The 18,392-nt window shown below is 68.8% G+C and carries 15 protein-coding genes; 7 read left to right on the top strand and 8 right to left on the bottom strand.

Translation table 11 applies throughout. The features are described 5' to 3' along the window. Positions 1–49 precede the first annotated feature (49 nt). Complete coding sequence (locus ACWEKS_RS25880) at positions 50–2,104, top strand: AMP-binding protein (RefSeq protein ID WP_452342464.1); 2,055 nt, start codon at positions 50–52, stop codon at positions 2,102–2,104. Between the two features lie 3 nt (positions 2,105–2,107). Here the strand turns inward: ACWEKS_RS25880 and glgP are convergent, their stop codons facing one another. Further along, positions 2,108–4,675 carry an alpha-glucan family phosphorylase gene (gene glgP, locus ACWEKS_RS25875; protein WP_452342463.1) on the bottom strand — a complete coding sequence of 856 codons (2,568 nt, stop codon included), beginning with the start codon at positions 4,673–4,675 and terminating at the stop codon, positions 2,108–2,110. A gap of 223 nt (positions 4,676–4,898) precedes the next feature. Between glgP and ACWEKS_RS25870 the strand changes: the two genes are divergently transcribed. From ACWEKS_RS25870 to glgB, 3 genes are read left to right on the top strand one after another with little or no spacing between them, the layout of a single operon-like run. Further along, the gene (locus ACWEKS_RS25870) at positions 4,899–5,558 is read left to right on the top strand and encodes a PaaI family thioesterase (protein WP_452342462.1); all 660 of its coding nucleotides are present in this window, start codon (positions 4,899–4,901) and stop codon (positions 5,556–5,558) included. Positions 5,559–5,580: 22 nt separating this feature from the next. Further along, positions 5,581–7,584 carry a maltotransferase domain-containing protein gene (locus tag ACWEKS_RS25865; protein WP_452342461.1) on the top strand — a complete coding sequence of 668 codons (2,004 nt, stop codon included), beginning with the start codon at positions 5,581–5,583 and terminating at the stop codon, positions 7,582–7,584. Then, complete coding sequence (gene glgB / locus ACWEKS_RS25860; protein ID WP_452342460.1) at positions 7,581–9,752, top strand: 1,4-alpha-glucan branching protein GlgB; 2,172 nt, start codon at positions 7,581–7,583, stop codon at positions 9,750–9,752. The genes ACWEKS_RS25865 and glgB overlap by 4 nt, the downstream gene beginning before the upstream one ends. 50 nt (positions 9,753–9,802) lie before the next feature. Here glgB and ACWEKS_RS25855 read toward each other — a convergent pair whose 3' ends face one another. Next, a complete protein-coding gene (locus ACWEKS_RS25855; protein WP_452342459.1) occupies positions 9,803–10,423 on the bottom strand; it encodes a TIGR03086 family metal-binding protein in 621 nt (206 codons plus the stop codon). A 119-nt stretch (positions 10,424–10,542) separates the two neighbouring features. Between ACWEKS_RS25855 and ACWEKS_RS25850 the strand changes: the two genes are divergently transcribed. Beyond that, a complete protein-coding gene (locus tag ACWEKS_RS25850; protein WP_452342458.1) occupies positions 10,543–11,904 on the top strand; it encodes a TrpB-like pyridoxal phosphate-dependent enzyme in 1,362 nt (453 codons plus the stop codon). Positions 11,905–11,976: 72 nt separating this feature from the next. Here ACWEKS_RS25850 and ACWEKS_RS25845 read toward each other — a convergent pair whose 3' ends face one another. From ACWEKS_RS25845 to ACWEKS_RS25835, 3 genes are all read right to left on the bottom strand, one after another. Then, positions 11,977–12,837, bottom strand: a complete 861-nt coding sequence (locus ACWEKS_RS25845) for a tetratricopeptide repeat protein (RefSeq protein ID WP_452342553.1) — start codon at positions 12,835–12,837, stop codon at positions 11,977–11,979. A 58-nt stretch (positions 12,838–12,895) separates the two neighbouring features. Next, the gene (locus ACWEKS_RS25840) at positions 12,896–13,267 is read right to left on the bottom strand and encodes a DUF3817 domain-containing protein (protein WP_354850166.1); all 372 of its coding nucleotides are present in this window, start codon (positions 13,265–13,267) and stop codon (positions 12,896–12,898) included. Positions 13,268–13,405: 138 nt separating this feature from the next. Then, the gene (locus ACWEKS_RS25835; RefSeq protein ID WP_452342457.1) at positions 13,406–14,590 is read right to left on the bottom strand and encodes an acetyl-CoA C-acetyltransferase; all 1,185 of its coding nucleotides are present in this window, start codon (positions 14,588–14,590) and stop codon (positions 13,406–13,408) included. Positions 14,591–14,703: 113 nt separating this feature from the next. Here ACWEKS_RS25835 and mce point away from each other — a divergent pair, with 113 nt between their 5' ends. Together mce and ACWEKS_RS25825 are read left to right on the top strand one after the other, a co-directional pair. After that, positions 14,704–15,174, top strand: coding sequence for a methylmalonyl-CoA epimerase (gene mce / locus ACWEKS_RS25830; RefSeq protein WP_354850160.1), 471 nt, complete (start codon positions 14,704–14,706; stop codon positions 15,172–15,174). Between the two features lie 86 nt (positions 15,175–15,260). Further along, complete coding sequence (locus tag ACWEKS_RS25825) at positions 15,261–16,232, top strand: coiled-coil domain-containing protein (protein ID WP_354850157.1); 972 nt, start codon at positions 15,261–15,263, stop codon at positions 16,230–16,232. A 213-nt stretch (positions 16,233–16,445) separates the two neighbouring features. On the opposite strand, the gene ACWEKS_RS25820 is transcribed toward ACWEKS_RS25825, so the two are convergent. The 3 genes from ACWEKS_RS25820 to ACWEKS_RS25810 are packed head-to-tail and all read right to left on the bottom strand — an operon-like array spanning position 16,446 to position 18,185. Further along, on the bottom strand, positions 16,446–16,751 hold the full coding sequence (locus ACWEKS_RS25820) for an ATP/GTP-binding protein (RefSeq protein WP_364621610.1): 306 nt from the start codon (positions 16,749–16,751) through the stop codon (positions 16,446–16,448). A 10-nt stretch (positions 16,752–16,761) separates the two neighbouring features. Further along, the gene (gene nucS / locus ACWEKS_RS25815) at positions 16,762–17,439 is read right to left on the bottom strand and encodes an endonuclease NucS (RefSeq protein WP_354850151.1); all 678 of its coding nucleotides are present in this window, start codon (positions 17,437–17,439) and stop codon (positions 16,762–16,764) included. A 23-nt stretch (positions 17,440–17,462) separates the two neighbouring features. Then, positions 17,463–18,185 (bottom strand): rhomboid-like protein, encoded by a 723-nt coding sequence (locus tag ACWEKS_RS25810; protein ID WP_379405775.1) that lies wholly within the window; start codon positions 18,183–18,185, stop codon positions 17,463–17,465. Between the last annotated feature and the right edge of the window lie 207 nt (positions 18,186–18,392).

The raw sequence follows: 18,392 nt of genomic DNA, 5'->3' as shown, positions 1-18,392 counted from the left end.
TTCCGCCGGAGGTGTTCAGGGGAACCGGCCAGGCAGAAGTAGTACGCCAGTGGTAACCGATGTCATCGACGCGGTCGCGGACTTCGCGATCGACCGCCAAGCGATCTGGGATGTCCTGGTCGACCCGCAGACCTACCCCCGGCTATTTCCTGGAATCGGCGCATGCGAACAACTCGACACCGTCGATACGCATCCCACGCTGAATATGCGCGTCGGCGGCAATGGCATCGAAATCCGGGTGCTGCGAGTGCAACTGCACCTCACCCGCGCGGGCGAGAGCTTCGAGCTGCACTGCCCCGAACAGGGCAGCTTCGCGACCGTGCGCCTGCGCGGCGACACCCAGCACACCCGGATCCACGTCACCTACTTCAAGGCCGGGCTGGTGCATCCGCTGCCCGCGCAGCTGCCGAACTCGGCGGTGGTGGCCTGGACGCTGGCCGGGCTCCGGCGGGTCGGCGACCTGGTCCAGGGCACGCCGTCCTCGCTCATCGTCAATGGCGAGGATTCGCGGATGCGGCTGCAGGCCGGGGTGGTCAAGCGGATGGTGGCCTCCGGCGTGGTGCGCACCTACCGGCCGGATGTGGGTCTGCGGCAGATCGGCGGGCTGGCCAAGTGGGGCTTCAGCCTGGCCGGCGGCTACGCGGCGGGGGCCGCGCACTCGCCCCAGCGACCGGCCGTCATCGACGACCGGTATTCCAGCACCTTCGACCAATTGCACGCGCGTAGTAGCGCTCTGGCGGGAGCCTTCGCCGCGCTGGGGTTCGGGCCCGGCACCGCGATCGGGCTGTTGTGCCGCAATCACACCGGCATGGTCGAGTGCATGGTGGCGGCGGGCAAGTCGGGGGCGGACGCGGTGCTGCTCAATACCGGGCTGCCCGCCCGGCAGGTCGAGGAGATCGTGGAGCGGCATCGGCTGTCGGCGCTGTTCGCGGACAGTGAATTCGAGCATCTGGTGCGGTATCTGCCCACCGAGCTGCCGCGCTTCACCACCGACGACGCCGCAGCGGATCCCGGGCGCACCACCATCGAGGAACTCATCGCCATGCGCCAGGAGCCGCCGCGCAAGCCGCCGCGGCCGGGCCGGCTGGTGGTGCTCACCTCGGGGACCAGCGGCATGCCGAAGGCCGCGCGGCGGCCGCATCCCAAGGGTTTCGGGACCGTGGCGGCGCTGCTGTCGCGAATTCCGTTCGGCACCAACGAGACCATGTTCATTCCGGCCCCGCTGTTCCACACCTGGGGGCTGGGGGCCCTGCAGATCTCCACGGCCGTCCGTGCGACGGTGCTGCTGGGTGACCGCCTCGACGCCGAGGACTGCCTGCGCCGCATCGCCGAGCACAAGGTGACGGCGTTGATCGTGGTGCCGATCATGGTGAACCGGATCCTGGACCTGCCCAAGGATGTTCGCGCCCGCTACAACCTGTCCAGCCTGCGCATCGTGGCCAGCTGCGGGGCGCCGCTGGCCGGCGCGACGGTGCTGGCGTTCCTCGATGCCTTCGGCGAGATCCTCTACAACGTGTACGGCTCCACCGAGGTGTCGTGGGCCTCCATCGCCGATCCGGCGGATCTGCGCGTGTCCCCCACCACCGCGGGGCGACCGCCGCTGGGCACGAAACTCGCGGTGCTGGGCCCGGATCGGCGTCCGGTGCCGGTGGGGGCGACCGGGCGCATCTTCGTCGGCAATCACATGCTGTTCGACGGCTACACCGACGCCACCCCGCCCGACGAGGCCGACGGCATGCTCGACACCGGCGACATCGGCTACCTGGACGCGTCCGGCAAGCTGTTCGTGGCCGGCCGCGACGACGAGATGATCATCTCCGGCGGCGAGAACGTCTTCCCGCGTGCCGTCGAGGAGGCCCTCTCCCATCTGCCGCAGGTGAGCGAGGTCGCCGTGGTGGGCGTCCCGGATCACGAATTCGGCCAGCGCCTGGCCGCTTTCGTGGTCAAACGCCCCGGCTCCGGCCTCGACTCCGACATGGTCCGCAACTACATCCGCCACCGCGTCAGCCGCTTCTCCGTCCCCCGCGACGTCACGTTCCTGGATGCGTTGCCCCGCAACCCCACCGGGAAGATTCTCAAACGGACGCTGATCGCGCCCACCTGATCGTCAGGGGCTGGGCGTGGCGATCAGGCCGAGTTCGGCGTCCGTGGCGAGGAGCGGGTGGTGCGGCAGGATGCGGATCGTGTATCCGACCGCACCGGACAGCGGGACCGGCGTCTGGATGGTGAAAATGTCGGTGCCGGAATCGGTTCCGGCATGGCGCATGGGGAAGGTGTGGACGTCGGTCAGGTCGTCGGTGGGTGAGACCCGGCCGAGCACGGCCTGCACGCTGACGTCGGCGGGGGTCAGGCCGCCGAGGTCGATGCGGGCGCGCAGATCCAGATCCGCGCCGATGACCGGGGTGTCGGGCAGGCCGGAGCTGTCCACCTGCAGGACTTTGACCGTGGGCCAGGCGGATTCGACGCGGCGGCGGTACACCGACAGGTCCTGTGCGCCCTTGAAGTCGTTGGCGGACACCGCTTCATAGGCCGCGGCGGCGGGCGCGTAGTAGTCGACGGCGTAGTCGCGGACCATGCGAGAGGCCAGCACCTTCGGGCCCAGCGTCCGCAAGGTGTGGCGGACCATTTCCATCCAGCGGGCCGGCAGGTCGTCGTGATCGCGGTCGTAGAAGCGCGGCAGCACAGCGCGTTCCAGCAGATCGTAGAGGGCCGACGCCTCCAGGTCGTCGCGGCGATGCTCGTCGCGGACGCCGTCGGCGGTGGGGATGGACCAGCCGTTCTCGCCGTCGTACATCTCGTCCCACCAGCCGTCGCGGACGGACAGGTTGAGACCGCCGTTGAGGGCCGACTTCATACCGGAGGTGCCGCAGGCCTCGAGCGGGCGCAGCGGATTGTTGAGCCAGACGTCGCAGCCCCAGTACAGGTAGCGGGCCATGGACATGTCGTAGTCGGGCAGGAAGACGATGCGGTGGCGCACGGCCGGATCGTCGGCGAAGCGGACCACCTGCTGGATGAGCGCCTTACCGCCCTCGTCGGCCGGATGCGATTTGCCGGCGACCACCAGCTGCACCGGATGCTCCGGATGGAGCAGCATGGCGCGCAGGCGTTCCGGATCGCGCAGCATCAGGGTGAGGCGCTTGTAGGTGGGGACGCGGCGGGCGAAGCCGACGGTCAGCACGTCCGGGTCGAAAACCTCATCGATCCAGCCGAGTTCGGCGCTGGCGGCGCCGCGTTCGAGCCACGAGTTGCGCAGCCGGCGGCGCACCTCGCCGACCAGGATGCCGCGCAGCGCATTCCGGGTGGACCACAGTTCACGCAGGTCCACATCGCACAGCCGCTCCCAGCCGCGGGCCTCCTCGACCAGTTCGGCGCCGATGAGTTCGCGGGCCTTGTCGATCCATTCGCGCGCGGCCCAGGTGGGGGCGTGCACGCCATTGGTGACCGAGCCGATCGGGACTTCGCTCGCGTCGAAGCCCGGCCATAGCGGCGCGAACATGGCGCGGCTGACCTCGCCGTGCAGCTTCGACACGCCGTTGGCGCGCTGGGCCAGGCGCAGGCCGAGGTGGGCCATGTTGAACACCGACGGATCGGCCTCGCGCCCCATGGCCAGGATGCGGTCCACGGAAACGCCCGGCAGCACCGGTGATTCCCGTTCGCCGTGCGCGCCGCCGAAGTACCGGCGCACCAGGGAGCCGGCGAACCGGTCGATGCCCGCGGGGACCGGGGTGTGGGTGGTGAAGACGGTGCCGGCGCGGACCGCGGCCAGCGCGGAGTCGAAATCCATTCCGGCGGCCATGAATTCGCGGATGCGCTCGATGCCGAGGAATCCGGCGTGGCCCTCGTTCATGTGGAAGACGTCGGGATCGGGCAGGCCGTTGGCGCGGGTGTAGGCGCGCACCGCCCGGACGCCGCCGATGCCGGCCAGGATCTCCTGCTTGATGCGGTGGTCCTGATCGCCGCCGTAGAGCCGGTCGGTGACGGCCCGCAGTTCCGGGTCGTTGTCGGCGATATCGGAGTCCAGGAGCAGCAGGGGAATCCGGCCCACCTGGGCGATCCACACCCGGGCCCGCAGCACCCGCCCCTCGGGCATGGCCACGTGCACGAGCACCGGCGCGCCGCCGTCAGTGAGCAGCCGGAGCGGTAGTCCCATCGGGTCCAGGGCCGGATAGTGCTCGGCCTGCCAGCCGTCGGCGGTCAGGGACTGCCGGAAATAGCCGGAGCGGTACAGCAATCCGACACCGATGAGCGGCAGGCCCAGATCCGAGGCGGCCTTGAGGTGGTCGCCCGCCAGAATCCCGAGCCCGCCCGAATAGTTGGGCAGCACCTCGGTGACGCCGAACTCCATGGAGAAGTAGGCGATCCCCCGCGGCCCGCGCTGCTGCTTCTGGAACCAGCGCGGGCGGTCCAGATAGTCCTGCAGATCGGCCGCCGCGGCATCGACCCGCCGCACGTAGGTCTCGTCCCCGGCCAGCTCGTCGAGCCGGGCCGCGGGCACCTCCCCCAACATCCGAACGGGATCGTGCCCGACCTCGGTCCACAGCCGGGGATCCAGCTCCGCGAAAACATCCTGGGTAGGCCCGTGCCACGACCAGCGCAAATTGGTCGCCAGCTCGGTCAATGCGGACAACCGCTCCGGCAGATGGGCACGAACGGTGAATCGACGCAATGCCTTCACAGTGCTTATTCTGCCCTCCGCTTCGCTCCGGGCGGGTTCGCGGCCCCCAGGTCTCGATTCTTTCCCTCCTCCGCTCCTCCGCTTCGCTCCCCCGCTCCAAGGCGGAGGTCTATTCCAGCCGCGGGCCAGAATCGAGACGGCCGCGAACCTCTGCGCGCATCTGATGCTGGTCAGAACATCCCCCGCGCGGAGCATCCCGTCGGCAACCGATAACGTGCTTCACATGAGCGAGCAGCAGATCGAGGCGGTCGAGGGACAGCCCACCCAGGAGCATCACGAGGGCGGGTTCCGGCCGATCCGAGAACTGGGCCGCGACAACACCAGGGGTGGAGCGCACTACGGGGAGTTCATCGACGAGGTGCGCGGGCTGATGGACCGGGTGCGGCTGGCCGACCCGTCCGACGCGCTGGCGCAGGATGTGATCGCCACCCTGAAGGAGCTCAACGACAAGCTCGACGCGGCGGTCGTCGACGAATGGGACGCGCCGGCGTGGCATCGCAACGACCTGCCCGCGCGCGGCAACATCACGCTGCCGCCGTTCGAGGTCGACGCCGCGAGCGAGGACGGGGTGCGGGCCCGCATCACCTTCCGCACCTTCCACCTGGGCGGCAACGGCGCGGCCCACGGCGGCCACATCGCCCTCGGCTTCGACGACCTGCTCGGCATGACGGCGGCGCTGTACACCAGGCAGGCCACCCGCACCGCCTACCTGCACGTCGACTACCGGTCCATCACGCCGCTGAACACCGAGCTGGTGCTGCGCGGCTGGGTGGAGCGGCAGGAGGGCCGCAAGGTGTTCGTGCGCGCCACCCTGCACGACGGCGACCGGCTGTGTGCCGAGGCCCACGGCCTGTTCGTGCTCCTCAAGCCGGGCCAGCAGTAGCCACTCCGGTAAGTTCGAGGGCGTGACCGGCCGCATCGCCATCGATGACACCGCCCCCGTGATTCCCGGCGGCCGGCCGACCAAGGCCGTGGTCGGCGAGGTCGTCCCGGTGCGAGCGGTGGTCTGGCGCGAAGGCCACGAGGCGGTCGCCGCCACGCTGGCGGTGCAGGCCCCGGGTTCGGCACGCACGCACCGCATTCGCATGAGCCCGGAGTACGAGCCGGACGTGTTCAACGCGGTGTTCACCCCGACCATGTCCGGGCGCTGGACCTTTCGGATCGAGGGCTGGAGCGATCCCCTCGCCACCTGGCGGTCCGGGGTCGAGGCCAAGCTCGCCGTCGGGCAGAGCGCCGTCGATCTGGCCAATGATCTGGAGACCGGGGCCCGGCTGCTGGAGCGGGCCGCGCTCGCGGTCCCGAAGCGGCAGTGGGAGATCCTGCGCGCCGCGGCCGCCGCGCTGCGCAGCGACACGCAACTGCCCGCCCGGGTCGCCGCCGCCTTCGGCGCCGAGGTCGGCGAGATCCTACGAGCAACACCGTTGCGGGAGTTCGTGACTCACGGACCATTGCACACCGTGCAGGTGGAGCGGCAGCGGGCGCTGGTCGGGGCGTGGTACGAATTCTTCCCGCGGTCGACCGGCGGCTGGGACGCCGAGGGCCGCCCCGTGCACGGCACCTTCGCCACCGCCGCCAAGGATCTGCCCCGCATTGCCGCCATGGGCTTCGACGTGGTGTACCTGCCGCCGATCCACCCCATCGGCACGGTGAATCGCAAGGGGCCCAACAACTCCCTGACCGCGGGACCCGCGGATGTCGGCTCGCCGTGGGCCATCGGCTCGGCGGAGGGCGGGCACGACGCCATCCACCCGCTGCTGGGCACCGAGGCCGACTTCCTCGACTTCGTCGCGGCCGCACGGGAATTGGATATGGAGGTGGCGCTGGACCTGGCGCTCCAGTGCGCGCCCGACCATCCGTGGGTGGCGGCGCATCCGGAGTGGTTCACCACGCTGCCCGACGGCACCATCGCGTATGCGGAGAATCCGCCGAAGAAGTATCAGGACATCTATCCGATCAATTTCGACGACGAGCCCGACGGGCTCTACGCCGAGGTGCTGCGGGTGGTGCGGCATTGGATCGGCCTGGGCGTCACCGTGTTCCGGGTCGACAATCCGCACACCAAACCGGCGGACTTCTGGGAATGGCTGATCGCCGAGGTGCACCGCAAGAATCCGGAGATCATCTTCCTGTCGGAGGCCTTCACTCGTCCCGCGCGCATGTACGGTCTGGCGCGGCGCGGATTCAGCCAGTCCTACACGTATTTCACCTGGCGCACCCACAAACACGACCTCGAGGAATTCGGCCGGGAATTGGCCGCCAAGGCCGATGAGGCCCGGGCCAACCTGTTCGTGAACACCCCCGACATCCTGCACGAGAGCCTGCAGTACGGCGGGCCCGGCATGTTCGCGATTCGCGCGGTGCTGGCCGCGACGCTCGGGGCCACCTGGGGCGTGTACTCGGGCTTCGAGCTGTACGAGCACCAGGCGGTGCAGCCGGGCAGCGAGGAGTACCTGGACTCCGAGAAATACCAGCTGCGGCCACGCCGTTTCGCCGAGGCGGCCGCGCGCGGGGAATCCCTGGAGCCGTGGCTGACCCGGCTCAACGAGATCCGGCGCGCGCATCCCGCGCTGCGGCAGGTGCGCTGCATCCACTTCCATTACGTGGACAACGATGCGCTGCTGGCGTTCTCGAAGTTCGACCCCACCACCGGCGACGCGGTGCTCGTGGTGGTGAACCTGAACCCGTTCGGCGCCGAGCAGGGCATGGTCTCGCTCGACCTGCCCGCCATCGGCCGCGAATGGCACGACCGGCCGACGGTGTACGACGAGGTCACCGGCGAGGAATACCACTGGGGCCAGAGCAATTACGTGCGTCTGGACCCGGCCCGGGTGGCAGCCCACATTCTCGTGCTGCCGCCGGTGCCGGCCGCCGCGCGCACCGAGCTCGCCCATCGCCGATCGTTCCGATGAATCGGCGCGACCTTCTGCTGCTGGCGGCGGGCACGCACCCCGATCCGCACACGGTGCTGGGGGCGCATCCGCATCCCGACGGGACGGTCATCCGGGTGCTGCGGCCGCACGCGGAGACGGTTGCGGCCCGGATCGACGGCGTGGATCATCCACTGGCACACCGCGAGCACGGCGTGTTCGAGGCCGTGGTGCCGTTCCCGCAGCTGTGGGACTACCGCCTGGTCACCTCCTATCCGGGCGGGCGCACGGTGGTGGACGCGGACGGGTACCGCTTCCTGCCCACCCTCGGCGACATCGATCTGCACCTGCTCGGCGAGGGCCGGCACGAGCGGCTCTGGGAGGTGCTGGGCGCGCACCCGAAGCGCTACCCCACCCTCGACGGCAAGGTGTCCGGCACGGCCTTCGCGGTGTGGGCCCCCAATGCGCGGGGCGTGGCGGTGATCGGGGATTTCGACGGATGGAGCGGAAACACCGCCCCCATGCGGAAACTCGGCGATTCCGGGGTGTGGGAGCTGTTCCTGCCCGGCATCGAGGCCGGGGCACTGTACAAGTACCGCGTGCACGGGGCGGACGGACGCATCGCCGACCACGCCGATCCGATGGCCTACGCCAGCGAGGTCCCGCCCGCGACCGCGTCGGTCGTCACCGCGAGCGAATTCACCTGGGGCGATGCCGAATGGCTGCGGGCGCGGGCCCGCACCGATCCGCTGCGCGCGCCGGTCAGCGTCTACGAGGTGCATCTGGGTTCGTGGCGGCCGGGGCTCGGGTATCGCGAGATCGCCGAGCAGCTGGCGGAATACGTGCTCGCCCAGGGCTTCACGCATGTCGAGCTGCTGCCGGTGGCCGAGCATCCCTTCGGCGGCTCCTGGGGTTACCAGGTCACCTCCTATTACGCGCCGACCGCCCGCTTCGGCTCCCCCGACGACTTCCGGTTCCTGGTGGATCACCTGCACCGCAGCGGAATCGGCGTCATCCTCGACTGGGTGCCCGCGCACTTCCCGCGGGACGAGTGGGCGCTGGCCAGATTCGACGGCACCGCCCTCTACGAACACGCCGACCCGCGCCGCGGCGAGCAACTCGACTGGGGTACCTACGTTTTCAACTTCGGCCGCCACGAGGTGCGCAACTTCCTGGTCGCCAACGCGCTGTACTGGATCGAGGAGTTCCACATCGACGGCCTGCGCGTGGACGCCGTGGCCTCGATGCTCTACCTGGACTACTCCCGCCCCGACTGGGAGCCGAACATCCACGGCGGCCGCGAGAATCTGGAGGCCGTCGCCTTCCTGCAGGAAATGAACGCGACCGTGCACAAGCACCATCCGGGCGTGCTGACGGTGGCCGAGGAGTCCACCACCTGGCCGGGGGTCACCCGCGCCACCGAGGTCGGCGGCCTGGGCTTCACCATGAAATGGAATATGGGCTGGATGCACGACACGCTCGGGTATCTCGCCCACGACCCGGTGTACCGGACCTGGCACCACAACGAGGTCACCTTCTCGCTGACCTATGCCTGGAGCGAGAACTACCTGCTGCCCATCAGCCACGACGAGGTGGTCTACGGCAAGGGGACGCTGTGGACCCGGATGCCCGGCGACGATTTCACCAGGGCGAGCGGGGTTCGCGCGCTGCTGGCCTACATGTGGGCGCATCCGGGCAAGCAGCTGTTGTTCATGGGCCAGGAATTCGGCCAGTTCCGGGAGTGGGACCACGATCGCGGACTGGATTGGCACGAGCTGGAAAACCCTCTGCACCAGGGCATTCAGCGGCTGGTAGGGGACCTCAACCGGCGGTATGCCGCCAATCCCGCACTGTGGAGCCAGGATACGTCGCCGGGCGGCTACTCCTGGATCGACGCCGACGACCGCGACAACAATGTGCTGTCGTTCCTGCGGTACGGCACCGACGGATCCATTCTCGCCTGCGTCTACAACTTCTCGGGCCGTCAGCTCGGCGACTATCGCATCGGATTGCCCGGGCCCGAACCGGATTCGTGGTACGAGGTGCTGAACACCGACGCCATCGCCTATGGCGGCAGCGGCACGGGCAATGCCGGCGCGATCGCCGCCGAGCCCGTGCCCTGGCACGGCCGCCCGGTGTCGGCCGCCCTGACCCTCGCGCCGAACAGTGCCCTCTGGTTGTCGAAGACGCCACCGGCCGGCACCGGGTAGGACGACCGGTTCCCACCGGACGGGAGTGCGGAACGGAGGCCTCCCCCCGATCACTCCGGCCAGCCGGGCGCGCGGCCCAGCACAGCCAGGATCCGATCCAGCCCGGACGTCTCCGGCACGGCGACCTCGGGCGCGAACGACGAGCCCGGCAGTTCCCGCTCCGGACCGCGCGGCACCGCCTCGGCCACCGGCAGCCCCGCGCTCAGCAGGTCCGCGTCGAATTCCACGGTCTGTCCGAGCGCCCGCGCCACATCCCAGGCGTGCACGATGTAGTCGATGAAGTGGAAGCTGATGGCCAGCGGCGCAGGAATCACGATGCCGTCGCGGACCTCCGGCAGTGGGAACTGCCGTTCCAGGACGCCCGGCTCGGCGAAGGCGGCCAGCACGTGCTCGGCCGCCGCCCGGTACTCACCGATCGGATCGTCGCCGAGCGGCTGCGGCTTCCACAGCGCGAGGTCGCTCTCGCCACGGGCGGCGGCCGCGAAGCCGTAGTGCTGAACGATCATGTGCTCCAGCAGGTCTCGCAGTGTCCAGCCTGCGCAGGGCGTGGGTGCGTCCAGATCGGCGGGGGTGAGTCCCGCCACCACCTCGATGCTGGTGCGCACCGCGCGGGCGTCCAGCGCCAGCAGTTCGGTTCCCGAGGCCAGCAATTCTTCGTATGTGCTTATCATACGCACCAGCTTACTAATTTCCGCGCGACTGCGACAGAGACAATCCGGCGAATTCCACACCAACGGGTCCGCTGCGAGAGCAGTCTGGACAGACAGCCGTTTCGAGCCGGGAGGGTCCCGTGGACGAGCGCACCAAGATCACGCTGGACGAATCCGAGATCCCGAGGCGTTGGTACAACGTCATCCCGGACCTGGCCGCACCACCGCCGCCCCCACTGCACCCCGGTACCGGACAGCCTGTCGGGCCCGAGGATCTGGCCCCGCTGTTCCCGATGGAGCTCATCCGGCAGGAGGTGAGCGGCGACCGCTACCTCGACATTCCGGACGAGGTCGTCGACGTCTACCGGCTCTGGCGGCCGACGCCACTGTTCCGGGCGCGACGGCTGGAGCAGGCGCTCGGCACCCCGGCCCGGATCTACTACAAGTACGAGGGTGTCTCCCCGGCCGGCTCACACAAGCCGAATACCGCTGTGCCGCAGGCGTTCTACAACGCCGCCGAGGGCACCCGGCGACTGACCACCGAGACCGGCGCGGGCCAGTGGGGCAGCGCGCTCGCCTTCGCCTGTGCGCAGTACGGCATCGACTGCGAGGTGTGGATGGTGCGCGCCTCCTACGACCAGAAACCGCACCGGCGCACGCTCATGCAGACCTGGGGCGCGACCGTGCACGCCAGCCCCTCGCCGATCACCGCCGCGGGCGCGAAAATCCTTGCCGACCATCCGGATTCACCCGGCAGCCTGGGCATCGCCATCAGCGAGGCGGTGGAGGTGGCCGCGGCCGATCCGGCAACCCGCTACGCGCTGGGCAGCGTGCTCAATCATGTACTGCTGCACCAGACCGTGATCGGGGAGGAGGCGCTGAAACAGTTCGCCGCGGCGGGTGAACGCCCGCCCGATCTGATCGTCGGCTGCACCGGCGGCGGCTCCAACTTCGCGGGACTGTTCCTGCCCTTCCTGCGCGAAAAGCTCGCGGGCCGAGCCGATCCGGTGATCCGGGCCGTCGAGCCCGCCGCGTGCCCGTCGTTCACGCGCGGCATCTACGCCTACGACTTCGGCGACACCGCCGGCTTCACCCCACTGATGAAGATGCACACCCTGGGCCACGACTTCATCCCCGATCCGGTACATGCGGGCGGGCTGCGATATCACGGCATGTCGCCGCTGCTGTCGCACATGTACGAGCTCGGATTGTTCGAGGCGGTGGCGAAGCAGCAGCGCGAATGCTTTGCCGCGGCCGTCACTTTCGCCAAGGCCGAGGGCATTCTTCCGGCCCCCGAGCCCTCCCACGCGCTGGCGGCCGTCATCGAGGAGGCGAAGCGCTGCACCGAATCCGGTGAAGAGAAGGTCCTGCTGACCGCCCTGTGCGGCCACGGCCACTTCGACATGACCGCCTACGAGCGCTACCTCGCAGGCGAAATCCCCGACTTCGAACTCCCCCAGCCCCGTATCGACGCCGCGCTCGCCGGCCTCCCCACCGTCTGAACGAGATCAGGGAGCCCTCGCTGCGGGATTTCGTCCGAATCCCCGCGGTGAGAGCTCCCTGATCTCCAGTCGTCAGTACAGGGCGGCAGCGAGCTTGCGGCGGGCGGCGACCACGATGGGCTCGGCGGGGTCGAAGAGTTCGAAGAGTTCGAGCAGGTGGGTGCGGGCCTTGGTGCGGTCGTCGCCGGCGGTGCGCTTGACCTGGGCAACGAGGCGGTCGAAGGCGGCCTCCGGCTGCTGGTTGAACATTTCCAGGTCGGCCGCGGCGATGGCAGCGTCCAGATCGGCCGGGTCGGCGTCGGACTTGGCGACGGCGGCGGGGTCGAGATCCTGTACGCGGGAAAGGAATTGGACCTGACGCAGGGCGGCCTTGGCCTCCGCGTTGTTCGGCTCGGCGGCCAGGATGGCCTCGTACGCGGCGATCGCATTGTCGAATTCGCCGCGCTCCAAGGCCTCTTCGGCGGCGACGAAGCGGGGATCCTCGGGAGCCTCGGGCTCGGCCGCGGCGGCCTCCGCGCCGACGCCGGGGAGCTTGCCGCGCACGGCGTCCACCACGGCGGCGATCCACTGGGTCACCTGCTCCTCCGGCTGATTGCCGGTGAAGTCGGCGAGCGGCTGGCCCGCGGCCACGGCGACCACGGTCGGAATGCCCTGCACGCCGAAGGCCTGCGCGATGCGCATATTGGCCTCGGCCTCGACGGTGGCCAGATCCCAGTCACCACCACTCTGGCCGACCAGCTGCTCCAGCAGCTTCACCAGCTCGATACTCCCGGGGCTGCGCTGCGAGTACAGCGCCACCACCACCGGCACCTGAGTGGAGCGCCGTAGCACTCGATCCTCGAAATTGGCCTCGGTGACGGCATGGTCGCCCGGGACATCTCCCGCGGCGGCGGCCGGTTGCTTGAGAGCGGACAGGTCCACCGCGCCCGACATGGCGGCGGCTGCGGCGGCGGAGGGACGGCGTGCAGGTCGAGTCACGACATCCAGTTTGTCACGACCGTGCGGCGGCGGGTGCCGCGGCTTGGCTCAGTTCACCCAGCTGACCGGAGTTGATCGCCCACCGCTCGAAGAACACGGACGTGAACGGGACCACCGACGACAGCAGCGCCAGACCCGTGGTCTTGCCCGGCCATTCGAACTCGCGCGAGGCCAGCAGGCAGTTGATGGCGTAGGCCAGGAACACGATGCCGTGCAGCATGCCGAACACCATCACCGGCCACTTGATCGGCTGATCGGCGATCCCCAGCGCATCCGCGCGCTTCAGGGCCGAGCCGATGAACAGCAGCACCCACGAGGGCACCTCGAGCAGGCCGAAGAAACGCACGCGCTTAGCGACCGTGGACAGGTCGAACAGATCACCCATGGCAACCATTCTGCCCGATGCCTACGACGCCCTGTAGTGGACCTGGTCACATCTGGGACGGGCGCGCTGGATTCCTGGTATGAGAACCGGAACAGCCCCGGCTCACGAGCCGGGGCTGTTCCTCATGAGCAGTTGTCCCTACCGCACGCGGACGATGAGGGCGTCGCCCTGGCCGCCGCCACCGCAGAGCGCGGCCGCGCCGACACCGCCGCCGCGGCGCTGCAGCTCGAGCGCGAGGTGCAGCACGATACGGGCGCCGGACATGCCGAGCGGGTGGCCGATGGAGATGGCGCCGCCATTGACATTGACCTTCTCCGGGTCGATGCCGAGCTTGCGGGTGGAGGCGATGCCGACCGCCGCGAACGCCTCGTTGATCTCGACCAGATCCAGCTCGGCGGGCGAAATGCCTTCCTTGGCACAGGCTTTGGCGATGGCGTTGGCGGGCTGGTCCTGCAGGGTGGAGTCGGGGCCGGCCACGACGCCGGCCGCGCCGATCTCGGCGATCCAGCTCAGACCCAGCTCCTCGGCCTTGGCCTTGGACATGACGACCACCGCGGCCGCGCCGTCGGAGATCTGCGAGGCGGAACCGGCGGTGATGGTGCCGTCCTTGCGGAAGGCCGGGCGCAGCTTGCCCAGCGACTCGGCCGTGGTGTCAGCGCGGATGCCCTCGTCCTCGGCGAACTGGATCGGGTCGCCCTTGCGCTGCGGGATCGAGACCGGGGTAACCTCGTCGGTGAAGAGGCCGTTCTTCCAGGCGGCCGCGGCCTTCTGGTGCGAGGCGGCGGCGAAGGCGTCCTGCTCCTCGCGGCTGATGGCGTCGGCGTCGTTGCGCTGCTCGGTGAGCGCGCCCATGGCCTGATCGGTGAAGATGTCGTGCAGGCCGTCGTAGGCCATGCTGTCGCGCAGGTTGACGTCGCCGTACTTGTAGCCCTCGCGGCTCTTCTCCAGCAGGTGCGGGGCGTTGGTCATGGACTCCTGGCCGCCGGCCACCACGATCTCGTACTCGCCAGCCCGAATCAGCTGGTCCGCCAGCGCAATTGCATTGATACCGGACAGGCACACCTTGTTGACGGTGAGCGCCGGGACATCCATCGGAATACCGGCGGCGACCGCGGCCTGCCGGGCCGGGATCTGGCCCGCGCCCGCGGTGAGCACCTGGCCCATGATCACGTAGTCGACCTGCTCGGGCGCCACCCCGCCCTTCTCCAGCGCCGCCTTGATGGCGAACCCGCCCAGGTCGGAGCCACTGAAGTCCTTCAGGGATCCGAGCAGCCGGCCCACCGGGGTGCGCGCGCCGGAGACGATGACGGAGGTGGTGGTCACGATGAGCCTCGCTTACGTCGTTTGGTGACTGCTCCGCCAACCATCGGAGCCGTACTCAAAGGTAACGTGCGGCGCTCCGGCATCCTTCCGAGGGGCGCGCTACCGTCACTGGTGTGAGCAACACAGAGAACACCGGATTCATCCCGTCGGAATACGTCACCGCCGTCGATCACGTCGGAATCGCTGTGCCAGATCTCGATTCGGCGGTGGCCTGGTACCGCGACAATCTCGGCATGGTGGAGACGCATCGCGAGATCAACGAGGCGCAGGGCGTGCACGAGGCGATGCTGTCCGTGCCCGGCACTCCGGCCGGCTCGGTCGCTCTGCAGTTGCTGGCTCCGCTCAACGAGGAGTCGACGATCGCGAAGTTCATCGACCGAAACGGGCCTGGCCTGCAGCAGCTCGCGTATCGTGTCACCGATGTCGAGGCTGTTTCCGCGCAACTGCGGGAACGTGGCTTGCGTTTGCTGTACGCAGAGCCTCGCGGCGGCACCGCTGGTTCCCGCATCAATTTCATCCACCCGAAGGATGCTGGCGGTGTGCTGGTGGAACTCGTCGAACCGGCGGCGAAAACTACCCACTAGTACCGTGTTCCGCCCTCCTAAAGAGGGCGTAACAACATTCGCGGTCGGGTCACCATTGGGTGTCGTCAGGCTGTAGTTTGTGGGTCATGTCGTCCACTGAGCCCGATCGTAATCGCTTCGTCGCGCTGCCCTTTACCGTTGTGCGGAAGGGCTATGACCGTGACGAGGTGCGTAACTACTTCGACCGTTTCGATGCCGAGCTGAGGGTCACCGCCACCGACCGCGATGCCGCCGCAGCCCAGGCCCGCAACCTGGCGGCCCAGCTCGAGGATGCCCGGGACGAGATCGACGAGCTCCGTAAGGAGGTCGACCGGCTCTCGGTGCCGCCGACCACCGCCGAAGGCATGTCCGATCGCATCTCCCGCATGCTGCGTCTGGCCTCGGATGAGGCCTCCGAGGTCCGCGCCCAGGCGCAGGCCGAGGCCGCCGAGATGATCTCGATTGCCGAGCAGCAGGCCACCGAAATGCGTGGGAAGTACGAATCGCTCCTCTCCGAGACCAAGGAGAAGCGCGAAGCGCTCGAAATCGAGTTCGAGCAGACTCTCGCGAACGCCCGCTCCGAGTCCGCCAAGATCGTCGAAGCCGCCAATGCCGAGGCCGACCGCCTCACCAAGGAGTCCGAGGCCAAGCGCAAGGCCACACAGCAGGACTTCGAGGTCACCATGGCGGAGCGGCGCACCAAGCTGACCCGCGCCATGGAGGAGCTGGAGGCCACCTCGCGCGCCGAGGCCGCCCAGCGCATCAAGGACGCCACCGACGAGGCCAACCGCCTCATCACCTCGGCGACCAACACCGCGGATCGAAAGATCGCGCACGCCAAGGAACTTGCCGAGGAGATGCGTGTGCTCCGCGGCCGCGTCCTGGCCCAGCTGCTCGGCATCCGCGGCCAGCTCGACTCGGTCCCGGCCATGCTCGCCGCCGTCAACCGCGAGAGCGAACTGCTCGACGGCGCACCGGAACAGCGCTCCATCCAGAAGGGCGGCCGCAAGGCCATCGCCGACGCTCGCGAAGAGGACGAGATCGTCGACGAGCGCGAGAACGCTGACGTCTCCAGCTAATTCACCGACCGGGCGACAACCCGCATCCGTTCGAAGGCCGCTTCCCCTCCGGGGGAAGCGGCCTTCCTTATGCAAACCCGCTGGAGCCGTTGACGATCAGGACCCGCTGTCCGTGAACGCGACCGTCACCGACGATTGCGGGCAGGATCTGCGATACCGCAACCGCCCCGAACGCATTCAGCGCCAGCACGATTCGTTTGTGCCTCCCGGGGCTCAGGACCAGCGGCGGGTGATGGTGCGGGTGTTGCGGCCGTTCCAGCAGCCGGTGTGCCAGTGACGGCGATCGTCTTCGCCGCCGTGGACTGCCCAGGCGACGATGTGCGGTGTGCCCGGTGGGATGACGTGGTCGCAGCCGGGGCAGCGGTAGGGCTTGGTGGCGCGGGTGCCGGGGACCGTGCGGACGATGAAGGTCTCGTCGGTCCCGGGACCGTGTTCGGTGCGGCCGAAGACGTCGCCCAGGGGGCGCGGGTCCGAGTGGGATCGCGCCGAGTCCTTGGGGCGGGGTTTCCGGCGGGGCATGGTATCGAGGTTAGAACAGCCGGAACTCGCTGGAGTCGGTGCCGCGCAGGGCATCGTAATCCAGTGTGAGGCAGCGGATGCCGCGGTCGGCGGCAAGGGTCTTGGCCTGCGGCTTGATCTGCTGGGCGGCGAAGACGCCCGCGACGGGAGCCAGCAGCGGGTCGCGATTGAGGAGTTCGAGGTAGCGGGTGAGCTGTTCGACGCCGTCGATCTCACCGCGGCGTTTGATCTCCACCGCCACCGTCGCGCCGTCGGCGTCACGGCACAGGATGTCGACCGGGCCGATGGCGGTCATGTACTCGCGGCGGATCAAGGTGTAACCGGGACCGAGGGTTTCGATGTGCTCGGCGAGTAATTCCTGCAGGTGTGCCTCGACGCCGTCCTTCACCAGCCCGGGATCGACGCCCAGCTCGTGCTTGGAATCCAGCTCGATGTCCTCGACGGTGATGCGCAGTTCCTCGCCGGCCTTGTTGGACACCACCCACAGTTGGGTTGTCTCGGAATCGGTTTCCCGTTCCTCCAGCCAGCACGGCGGACTCATCCAGTTGAGGGGCTTGTAGGAGCCGCCATCGGAATGGACCAGCACCGAACCGTCGGCCTTCATCATGAGCAGACGACGGGCCATGGGCAGATGGGCGGTCAGACGGCCAACGTAATCGACCTGGCAACGAGCAATCACAAGGCGCACCGGTCGAGTCTAGTGACCGGGCATCAGCCCAGCAGCATCAGGCAGGCAAAAACGGAACCGCCCGCCAGCAACAGGTATTCCGGTACGTTCAACGGCCGCACCGCCCCGCCCTGCCGGCGGATCGTCAACCGCCCGATGCCCAGACCCAGGCACAGCGCCAGGAAGTGACCCACATTGGTGAAGGTGTGCCAGAGCACCACCCCGCCCAGCGCGAACGCCAGCCAGGTACTCGCCCACACCCACCGGCGATGCGGCGGCAGCACCGCCACCAGCGCACCCACCACGGCCATCGCGCCGTAGCTGACGCCGACGTCCTCGGCCATCGCGATACTGCCCGGCACCAGCTGCGACTGCACCGCCACCCACAGGCCCACCGCCACCAGCACGGTCGCGCCCACATGGCCGACGAAGAAGGTGTGCACCAGCTTCACGGTTCCGAAGCGCCGCTCCGCCAGAGCGAGCAGGCAGGCCAGCATCGGCACGATCAGGAACACCGTCGCCGCGCCCTCACCCACCAGGAAGGCGCTCGAGAACAGCGTGCCGAGGCGGCCCTCGGTCAGATTGTTCAGGTTCGTGCTGGCATGCAACACGATTCGCGACTCCCGCGGCGCGCTGACCATGGTCAGGGCCACGGCCCCCAGCAGCAGCAGACCCACATAGCTGTAGGTGGCGGGCAGCCACAGAGCAGCCCAGCGGAACCGCCGGGCCTGGTCGGCCGGCCGCTGGGGCGCGAGCTGGTGAATCATACTGTCGATCATTGTCTTCCCGGCCCCATCAGAACTGATTGTTCGCTGGGAGCCTGCTGTGTATCCATACCCTATCCATATGTACCCGGGATACGCGCAGGTACCCCTGGATACGCAGAAGGCCCCCAGCATGAGCTGGGGGCCTTCGCGAAGGATGTTCCGGCGGTGTCCTACTCTCCCACACCCTGTCGAGTGCAGTACCATCGG

It is taken from the genome of Nocardia sp. NPDC004711, from assembly GCF_053601595.1.
The sequence above is the reverse complement of the archived record's forward strand: the minus strand, read 5'-3'. Positions and strand labels throughout refer to the sequence as shown.